Source organism: Lysinibacillus sp. GW821-FHT14F06, assembly GCF_058803665.1.
In genome coordinates this window covers 35,679-44,695 of the sequence record NZ_JBXAPF010000043.1, presented here as the reverse complement: position 1 = coordinate 44,695, position 9,017 = coordinate 35,679, and the positions used below count along the sequence as shown (strand labels likewise).

At 37.5% G+C, this 9,017-nt stretch carries 12 protein-coding genes; 10 read left to right on the top strand and 2 right to left on the bottom strand.

Annotation, left to right across the window (positions count from 1 at the left end; genetic code table 11):
- Positions 1 to 105 precede the first annotated feature (105 nt).
- The 10 genes from AC1RNS_RS24100 (at position 106) to AC1RNS_RS24055 (ending at position 7,716) form a co-directional block, all read left to right on the top strand.
- Positions 106 to 1,113 (top strand): FecCD family ABC transporter permease, encoded by a 1,008-nt coding sequence (locus tag AC1RNS_RS24100; protein WP_492996353.1) that lies wholly within the window; start codon positions 106 to 108, stop codon positions 1,111 to 1,113.
- Entirely contained in the window at positions 1,106 to 2,137 is a 1,032-nt protein-coding gene (locus AC1RNS_RS24095) for a FecCD family ABC transporter permease (RefSeq protein ID WP_492996352.1), read from the top strand. The genes AC1RNS_RS24100 and AC1RNS_RS24095 overlap by 8 nt, the downstream gene beginning before the upstream one ends.
- Positions 2,138 to 2,167: 30 nt before the next feature.
- Complete coding sequence (locus AC1RNS_RS24090) at positions 2,168 to 2,950, top strand: ABC transporter ATP-binding protein (RefSeq protein ID WP_492996359.1); 783 nt, start codon at positions 2,168 to 2,170, stop codon at positions 2,948 to 2,950.
- Complete coding sequence (locus AC1RNS_RS24085; protein ID WP_492996351.1) at positions 2,947 to 3,723, top strand: alpha/beta hydrolase; 777 nt, start codon at positions 2,947 to 2,949, stop codon at positions 3,721 to 3,723. The genes AC1RNS_RS24090 and AC1RNS_RS24085 overlap by 4 nt, the downstream gene beginning before the upstream one ends.
- Before the next feature lie 89 nt (positions 3,724 to 3,812).
- A complete protein-coding gene (locus AC1RNS_RS24080) occupies positions 3,813 to 4,283 on the top strand; it encodes a GNAT family N-acetyltransferase (RefSeq protein ID WP_492996350.1) in 471 nt (156 codons plus the stop codon).
- Between the two features lie 16 nt (positions 4,284 to 4,299).
- A complete protein-coding gene (locus tag AC1RNS_RS24075) occupies positions 4,300 to 4,956 on the top strand; it encodes a hypothetical protein (protein ID WP_492996348.1) in 657 nt (218 codons plus the stop codon).
- A gap of 62 nt (positions 4,957 to 5,018) precedes the next feature.
- A complete protein-coding gene (locus AC1RNS_RS24070) occupies positions 5,019 to 5,504 on the top strand; it encodes a DUF4871 domain-containing protein (RefSeq protein ID WP_492996347.1) in 486 nt (161 codons plus the stop codon).
- Positions 5,505 to 5,697: 193 nt separating this feature from the next.
- Positions 5,698 to 6,222, top strand: a complete 525-nt coding sequence (locus tag AC1RNS_RS24065) for an RNA polymerase sigma factor (RefSeq protein ID WP_492996345.1) — start codon at positions 5,698 to 5,700, stop codon at positions 6,220 to 6,222.
- Positions 6,212 to 7,165 (top strand): hypothetical protein, encoded by a 954-nt coding sequence (locus tag AC1RNS_RS24060; RefSeq protein WP_492996344.1) that lies wholly within the window; start codon positions 6,212 to 6,214, stop codon positions 7,163 to 7,165. The genes AC1RNS_RS24065 and AC1RNS_RS24060 overlap by 11 nt, the downstream gene beginning before the upstream one ends.
- Before the next feature lie 38 nt (positions 7,166 to 7,203).
- On the top strand, positions 7,204 to 7,716 hold the full coding sequence (locus AC1RNS_RS24055; protein ID WP_492996343.1) for a YfiT family bacillithiol transferase: 513 nt from the start codon (positions 7,204 to 7,206) through the stop codon (positions 7,714 to 7,716).
- 163 nt (positions 7,717 to 7,879) lie between these two features.
- Here the strand turns inward: AC1RNS_RS24055 and AC1RNS_RS24050 are convergent, their stop codons facing one another.
- A complete protein-coding gene (locus AC1RNS_RS24050; RefSeq protein WP_492996341.1) occupies positions 7,880 to 8,497 on the bottom strand; it encodes an exosporium glycoprotein BclB-related protein in 618 nt (205 codons plus the stop codon).
- Between the two features lie 232 nt (positions 8,498 to 8,729).
- A partial coding sequence (locus tag AC1RNS_RS24045) for a hypothetical protein (RefSeq protein WP_492996340.1) occupies positions 8,730 to 9,017 on the bottom strand: 288 nt, incomplete at its 5' end.

Below are 9,017 nucleotides of genomic sequence, written 5' to 3'. Positions count from 1 at the left end.
AGCGAAGCGACAGCAACAAATGTTTTCTGTAGCGAAAGCAAAGCGGCAGCTACAATTACGCCAAGGCGAAATTGATAAGAGTTCAAATAGAAAAAGGTGTGGAAGTTGAAAAAAACAAACATAATGGCATTTTCAATATTAGCGGCTTCTCCATTTTTAATTGTGATGATAGCATTAGTTTCCGTTATGTACGGAACAAAAGACATTAGTGCAATCACAATATGGCAGGCGATTTCTGCATTTGATCCCTCGAATGTGGATCATCAAATTGTTAGAACTGGTCGTATTCCTAGGATTGCTGCAGTTTTATTAGTGGGCGCATTTTTAGCAGTAGCAGGTGCTGTTATGCAGGGCATTACACGAAATTATTTAGCATCACCTTCCTTGATGGGTGTAAATGATGGCTCAGCATTTGTTATTACGTTAGCTATTGTATTTTTCCCAGGTCTCCCTAACTATCAAATGATTCTGCTTTCGATGATTGGCTCAGCATTAGGAGCCGGGATAGTTTTTGGATTTGGTTCATTAATTCGCAATGGTTTATCACCTGTACGATTGGCGATTATTGGTACGGTTATCGGTACATTTTTAAGTAGTATAGCTACTGCCATTGCAATGTATTTCCAAGTATCACAAACAGTAAGTGTATGGTATAACACGAAGGTACATATGGTGGATATGGATATGCTGCTGCTAGCTATCCCATTTGGCTTAGTTGGTTTAGTCCTTGCCTTATTATCAGCGAAGGCTATTACAATCACTTCTCTGGGTGAAGATATTGCTATTGGGCTTGGGCAAAAAACAACAGCGGTGAAGATCATTAGTATGCTAGCTGTTGTATGCTTAACAGGTACAGCAGTTGCGCTTGTCGGAAAGATTGCCTTTGTTGGATTAGTTATCCCACATATTACACGCTTCCTTGTTGGGGTAGATTATCGCTTTATTATTCCTTGTGCGGCGGTAATAGGATCGTTTTTCCTAGCGCTTTGTGATGTACTTAGCCGTTTTGTTAATTTCCCATTCGAAACGCCAATTGGTGTATTAACAGCATTAGTAGGAGTTCCATTCTTCTTGTATTTAGTTCGTAAACACGGGGGTGAAAAGCGTGCGTAAAAAAGCCTCAAGTGTATTTGTTATGACCGCTTCGATACTTATTTTATTTATTTTGGGTGCCAGCTATCTTCATATTACAAATGGAGTATTCGATATGTCTGTAATGGATGTCATCAAAACATTACTGCGTATTGAGCCTAATCCAAAATTTGATCTTGTTATCTTTGAGTTTCGTTTACCACGTATTGTCATTGCAGCTCTTGTTGGTGTTGGCTTAGGTATGGCTGGAGTGGTATTACAAGGTATTACACGCAATGGTCTAGCGGACCCTGGAATTTTAGGGATCAATGCTGGAGCTGGAGCAGCTGTTGTTATATTTATGTTTTTCTTTCAATTACGTTTAGTGACTGCGGATATAAGTAGCTGGTTATCCATTTTAATGATGCCCCTATTTGGATTTGTTGGAGGGGCAATAGCCGCTATACTAATTTTTTCCTTTGCTCTAAAAAATGGTCACTTGGATATGCAGCGATTAATTTTAACTGGGATAGCTATTAATAGTGGATTTGGGGCATTATCGTTATTTTTATCATTAAAAATGAGTGCCCAAGATTTTGAATCAGCAGCAGTTTGGATGGCCGGCTCCATATACAATGCTAACTGGATTTTTGTAGTAACGATGCTGCCATGGCTAATCCTATTAGGCATTTATGTGCATCGAAAATCGTATTTACTCGATTATTTTCAGCTGGAAGAGGATAGTATTACTAGCCTAGGGATAGCGGTTGAAAAAGAGAAGATGAAGCTATTACTGGCAAGTGTTGGTCTAGTCAGTGCTTGTGTATCGGTATCGGGTAGTATAGGCTTTATTGGATTAATGGCACCTCATATTGCGAAACAGCTTGTTGGTATACAGCATCGCTACGTCATGCCGGTAAGCGCTTTAATTGGTGCTGGCTTATTAATATTAGCTGATTTTATTGGAAAAACAGTATTTGCCCCATCTGAGCTGGCAGTTGGTATTGTTGTCTCCATTATAGGAATTCCGTATTTCTTATATTTATTAGTGAAATCAAAGGCATAGGAGGAAAAAGGTGTGCAAACTGCATTTAGAATGGAAAATTTATCTTCTGGCTATGAGCAGATTCGGGTATTTGAAGGTCTAAATTTAACAATTGAGGAGGGAAAGATTACAACCATTATAGGGCCAAATGGTTGTGGAAAATCCACATTGTTGAAAACAATCGGTCGGATATTGAAAAAACAGCAGGGTACGGTTTATTTGCAGGATCAAAATATGCAAAATCTATCTACAAAGGAAATCGCAAAAAAGCTAGCAATCCTTTCGCAAACACCTATTGCTCCTGGGCAGCTAAAGGTAGAGGAGTTAATTGCCTATGGTCGCTATCCGCATCGGAATAATGTCAATCGCCTGACAAAAAAGGATGAGGAAATGATTGAGTGGGCCTTAACCGTTACCAACACAATAGAATTTCGTGATCGAGACCTTGCACAGCTTTCAGGAGGTCAACGTCAACGTGTATGGCTGGCAATGGCACTTGCACAAGAAACAAATATTTTATTGTTAGATGAACCGACGACTTATTTAGATATGGCACACCAGTTAGAGGTGCTAGAAATTGTGAAAAGCCTGAACGAGGAGCATCGTTGCACAATAGTGATGGTCTTACATGACATTAATCATGCAGCACGTTATTCAGACCAATTAATCGCAATGCGTCAGGGTGTTGTGATGAAAACAGGAACACCTCAAGACATATTGTGCGTCGATGTAATGCGTCAGGTATTTAACATTGATGCGCGCATTATGGAGGATCCTGTGACAAATACACCTGTATGCTATGGCTATGATGTGCTAAAGGAGGTTAACCAATGATGATTGAAAGACAATCGACAATACCCGATTATTTAACACAGCAAATGACCTCCAAATTTACTGATTATAGGTATACAATCAACATCTATGTACCTCAGGATGAGGCGCCAAAAGAAGGCTTTCCTGTGTTATATGTATTAGATGGATCGTCCTATTTCCAGCTTGTAAAGGAAGTAGTGCGTCTGCAAAGTCGGAATGCCCCTAAGACAGGTGTATTACCAGCAATCGTTGTTGGCATTGGTCATGAATCTGATATGCAGGAACGACGTTTTTATGATTTTACGGGACAAGCTGAAACCTATATTTATCCTGCAAGATTTAAAGGAAAGGGCTATGAAAGGCATGGTGGAGCCGAAAACTTTAGCAGATTTTTAGAAGAAGAATTAAAGCCAGAGATGCTGGCTAACTTCCCTATAAATAAGGAGCAACAAACACTTTTTGGACATTCACTAGCAGGCTATTTTGTGCTGTGGCAATTATTCCATCAATCGTCTAGTTATCAACGTTATATTGCTATTAGCCCTTCCATTTGGTGGAACGAGCATGAGCTATTACGTTTTGCATCAGCATTGGATAATCAGGAAATCCAGGCAAGGCTGTTTATCGGAGTGGGTGAGCTTGAAACCTTTATGGTGGATGATGCACAACAAATTGCAAATAGATTACAGAATGACATGGATATCTCCTTTTATGAGGGACTTGAGGAAAATCATGCTTCCATTGTTCCAACTATTATGAGTAGAGCAATACGTTTTGTGAATAAAAATAAATAACGAAACCGCATTATCTTTGATAATGCGGTTTAAATTTGTTTAAAAATACAATAAAATGTATATTAAAACAAAAAGGAGCGATGGCAAAAATGGAGATTATGTTGGCACAATCAAAAGAAGCACCTATTATCCTTGATGTAATGCTACAGGCATTTAAAGAATATGAGCACGCAACACCGCCTTCAAGTGCACTTAATGAAACGGTTGAATCGATTAAAGATGGTATGGAAAGAGGAGAATATGCCTTTATTGCTTATCTCAATGAACAGCCCGTTGCTATGGTCAGGTTTACATTTAGTGATAACAGTGTTTATTTTTTTAGATTATCTGTCATCCCATCAAAACAAGGACAGGGCTTGGCAAAAGCATTATTGAAAGAGCTTGAACACCATGCACTTGCTAATGGAAAAACGATTAGTGAATGCAAGGTTCGTATGTCAGTACCTCGAAACATTGAGTTATATCGTTCATTGGGTTATGTTATTACAAAAGAGGAGAAGGGAGAGAATCTTAACGGCTTCTCACTTTCTATAGCAACGATGGGGAAACAGCTTAACTAAGTAGGAGGGACTACATTTGCAGAAAAAGCTTGGCTGCTTGCATGCACATTATTCGAACATAGCATATATAGAACAAACATTTTTTAATATCAATCACATAGAACTTGTCCATTTTGTAGATCCAGGTCTTTTACTGCAAGCTTCAAATGAAAATAATGGGTTAGCTTTTAAGGTGAAGGAACAACTTGAATGGATGGAAAGCTGTCAGATAGATGCCATTTTAATAACGTGTACAAATTATATTGCTCTGTTAGAGGAAGCGCCCATTACGCTTTCCATTCCAATTTTGAAAATAGACGAACCCTTTTTTGAAGCTATTTGTAAGAATGAACAGCCTCAAACAATCCTTTTTACGAATCCGAGAACCGTAGAGGGTACAATGAGAAGGCTTCAGCAATATTCCTTACAGCATAACAAAGAGATTGAAGTTGTAGCTAAGGTAATCGACAATACTTTTGAACTGATCATGCAGGGAAAACAAGAAGCATATAAAAAAGCCATTCTTCAAGCTCTTTATCATGTAAAAGAGGATCAACGGCAAACGTCTGTTGCACAGCTTTCAATGGTGGAGGCTGCACAGCTATTCGAAAAAGAGTCAGGGCTAACAATTACTCATCCTCTAAAATCGTTAGCTGAATTTGTAGTAAGATCAATAGAAAAATATTCAGAATAATCTGTAACAATACATACAAAAAATTCGTTACATAGATAAAGCCATCTTGAAGGAGTGGTGTAATGAAGCGATGTATCCTTGTATTTACAGTATTATTATTTCTAGCAGGCTGTGTAATGAATGAAAAAGCAGTAGTACTACCAGATGATTTACCTGATTTTGTACAGGAAAGTGACTTTGCATCAATTAATTGGGACAAAAAAGCCGAAGTGTTTGGTGATAGAGGTAGTATAGTAGGGAATATCAATAAATCTGGCGTCATTGGTGCTGATGCGCCAAGCCTAAGCACCCAAAAATGGATGTGGCATCTTTGGGGAGTAGAGCCTACCCTTGACACAGAACTGACGATAGTCGGCTATCATAAAGATTCGAAAACAGTTCATCCAATATTGATAAATGGTTGGACAATGGGCCTTGGTGGACCAAATAATGGTGCAGATGCCCATACACCTTCAAGTGTAAAGGTTCCAGAGCCAGGACTATGGGCGATATTGCTCTATATCAACGGCAGCTATTTTGATACGTTAGTTTATGATATCACTCAATAGGATTTGGTAAGTTAAAGTGATATGTATACTTCAACACCCTTATTTTGTAAGTTTGGATTCTTACAAAGTAAGGGTTTTATTTTTAGGTAGCGTAAGGCTTTTAATTCCTTGGTTAAGTATAGCTTTATTTTTTGTCACATTTTAAGTAGTTCAATTGTTTACATATTATAGTAGAGGAAATAGGGGTGGTAAAGTGCATTCAAAATTTTTTGAGCAGCCCATCATGGAAACCAAGGACGATCGAATGGCTTACTTGCTAAAGGAGTACTATGAAAAAATCTATGTGTATTGCTTTAACATATTAAGAAATGCTCATGATGCAGAGGATGCTGTACAGGAGGTATTTATAAAAGCCCTTCAAAACAATAAGCTATTACACATTGAAAACTACAGTGCTTGGTTATATAAAATTGCCTATCATCATTGCTTAAACAGAATTAAGCGGCAATCTATCATAAAGTTTATTTCATTTGAAAACACGTCAATGATACAGGATGTTTCTAACAATCCAAGTATGGACATGGAGTTAGATGAAATAATGGCACAATTAAAGGCAAAGGAACGTGCACTCCTTGTATTAAGAATTATAGAAGATAAGGACTTTGCCGAAATCGCTTTAATATTCAATATTACGCATGCTACTGCACGGAAGAGGTTTGAAAGAGTAAAACTAAAGGTTCAAAAAATCATTGAAAGGAGCTCGTATGATGAAAAATAATATTAAATCATTTCAGGAATTCGAAAATCGATTAAAAAAGGAAGCTGAAACTACCCCAGTTTATGAGCAAATAATATTTGATAAAAACAGGAAACGCGGAAAGAGGCAAAGATCTATCTATACTAGAATATCTGTTGTCATCGCTTTTTTTACTATATTTATAACAGCCTCAATCGCTACAGCAATGGAATTAACAGGCTGGCGACTGTTTAACAATGAAGGAAGACAATTGCTTTCAGTTGATACTATGGCTGAGCAAGAAGCAGAAAAATATAAAGATATCACGAAGATATTTGCACAATACGATGCTACAATAAATGATTTAAAAGCGAACCTTCCAGAAGGAAAGTTTTTTTATTTTTTAGTTGTAGAGGCCTATGAAAAATATGGATTAACTTCTGTCCATTCTTATCAAAATGACTATAAAATAAAAAGTATGGCTGACATTCCAAAGGAAATAAAAGAAAAATTTCATTTAAATGAGGATTTGCTTGGGACAAATAGTTTTTCAGAGGGATTACTTAGTTATCAGCAGCCAGATGAGAAATTGGAGGAGGCTGAACAAAAATTTGAAGTTATGTATTTAGAAGCAAAGGAGAAAAATGTACCTTACATCATTAAGGAAGGAACATTGCAATTAACATCCGAAATTTCCTCGTTGAGTTTACGTTATAATAGTGGTTTTAACAGCGCACAAATCATTATTAGTCTATCTATCAATGGTGGAATATCCATTTCTTCTAATAAGAAGCTGGAATATGATAGATTTGAAGAAAACGGTACAGAATTTCTTTTTAATAAAGAGTTTCCAGAACTCATTTTTGTAAAGGAAGATAATGATCAGAAATACATTGTACAAATATTAGGATCAAAATTAGCAAATGAGAAAGAAGCTAAACCTGAAAAAATAATGCTAGTAGCGCGTAAAATATTAAATTGGTAATATGAAAAGAAAGAAAATAGCAAACGGAGGAGAGCTATATGACCGATTTACGCTATCCAATTGGGCAATTTCATTTTTCAGAAGTGGTGACAGCACAGCAAGTAAAGGATTGGATTGAGGATATTCGTTTGTTACCTAGACAGCTAGCGGAGGAATTAAGTGGAGCAAGTGAGCAAGCATTAGCGAAAACGTATCGTGAAAATGGCTGGACTGTTACACAGCTAGTCCATCATATTGCTGATAGTCATATGAATAGCTATATTCGTTTTAAATTAGCACTTACAGAGAATGTACCGACGATTAAGCCGTACAATGAAGCGGAATGGGCGCAACTCCCAGATTCAGAACTTCCAGTAGCGACCTCCTATAAACTAATCGAAAGCTTACATGAGCGCTGGGTTTATTTACTGTCTAGTCTAACAAAGGAGCAACTGCAAAGAGCGTTTAACCATCCTGATTCAGGGTTACTGACACTTGAAAAAGCCATAGCTCTATATGCTTGGCATGGAAAGCATCACCTTGCTCAGATTCAAAATGCCTTGTCGATATAATTAATGCAACCTATTTAAATTGAAAAATAGGCGATTTCTCGGTTTTGAAGAAAATCGCCTATTTTTTCGCTCATTTTTCCAATTGTTTTCAAGGTAGTATCATATTTTGCATGGATGATTAACACTGTAGGGTAGCTTTAATCTAACTTACGAGCATAATCTTTTATACAATATTAATTCCTGCACTTGCGTTACCAGTAACAGCAGCAACAATTCCTGTGGAAGTAAGAGAGAATATCATTAATAAACGATCACCAGCAGCTACTGGCACTGGTGTAACGTTTCTAGTACCAAATGTAATAGTACCTATTGCTATTGTTGAGAGAGCTGGTGCTAAATCAACAAATGCATCTGTAGGGCTGAAAATATTACTTCCCGCAGGCGCGCGGTAAATTTGTGCTCTGACTGTTGCTGTTCCTCCTATAAGGGTAGCAGCAACTGTTGCGGATAAGGACGCAGAAATAGATGTAATAGTACCTGCACGTGGAACGGAAAAGGCTTCTGTTCCAGTAGCAGCTGTTAAGTCTATATTTATACCAGTAAGAGTTACCCCTGGAATAGACGTGCCGAATCCTACCATACTGACTGTCCCGATAGCGCCACCAAGAACTGATGTTAAAACAACAGGAACAATACCTGACGCGAATGGGATGATGGAACCTGTTGCTGGTGGAGTAGTAATACATGCAGCATCTATAGCTTCAAAAGGACCGAGTGCAGCACACTCATTATTTTGATTTGCGCAGCCGCCGCACGTTGAATTCATACAATTCATACACATTTTTACACCCCCTTTCTTCATTATTCTATTCAGCTATGTTTGTGGAGTCAGGGCAAATATCTAAATTTAAGTTTATATTGTATAAATTTTAGAGAGCGCTTTATGGAAGCCTTTATTTAATCTGTATGAATCATCTTATGTGTATGTTAAACATAAAAAATGTCCAATACGTATTTCATACTTATTGGACGATTTATCTTCAGTTCTACCCCTCATTCCACACGGCTTTACACTAATTCCACTTTCGGAAGAAATTGAAAAATAATGAGCCCTTTTCTTTTTTATGCTCTTCATCTGTAGTTTTATATTCCAGTTCAGGTTGCTTGTTTACCTCTTGAGTGTTGATATAGGTTTCAAATGTTTCTTCTAATATAGCTTCAGATTCGTCATTTTTTAAAGTAGGTGACTTTTGCTCATGTAACGCTTCAGAAGTCGTTAGAATAACAGGCTCATTCACTATTTCAGAAGAATCGAGAACGACAGTTTCCTCATTCACTATTTCAGAAGAATCGAGAACGAC

Bases quoted from the DNA above. Each gene is read 5' to 3' on its own strand.
- AC1RNS_RS24080 (WP_492996350.1), top strand. From the start codon at position 3,813: ATGGAGATTATGTTGGCACAATCAAAAGAAGCACCTATTATCCTTGAT.
- AC1RNS_RS24070 (WP_492996347.1), top strand. From the start codon at position 5,019: ATGAAGCGATGTATCCTTGTATTTACAGTATTATTATTTCTAGCAGGC.
- AC1RNS_RS24050 (WP_492996341.1), bottom strand. From the start codon at position 8,497: ATGTGTATGAATTGTATGAATTCAACGTGCGGCGGCTGCGCAAATCAA.
- AC1RNS_RS24060 (WP_492996344.1), top strand. From the start codon at position 6,212: ATGAAAAATAATATTAAATCATTTCAGGAATTCGAAAATCGATTAAAA.
- AC1RNS_RS24090 (WP_492996359.1), top strand. From the start codon at position 2,168: ATGGAAAATTTATCTTCTGGCTATGAGCAGATTCGGGTATTTGAAGGT.
- AC1RNS_RS24055 (WP_492996343.1), top strand. From the start codon at position 7,204: ATGACCGATTTACGCTATCCAATTGGGCAATTTCATTTTTCAGAAGTG.
- AC1RNS_RS24085 (WP_492996351.1), top strand. From the start codon at position 2,947: ATGATGATTGAAAGACAATCGACAATACCCGATTATTTAACACAGCAA.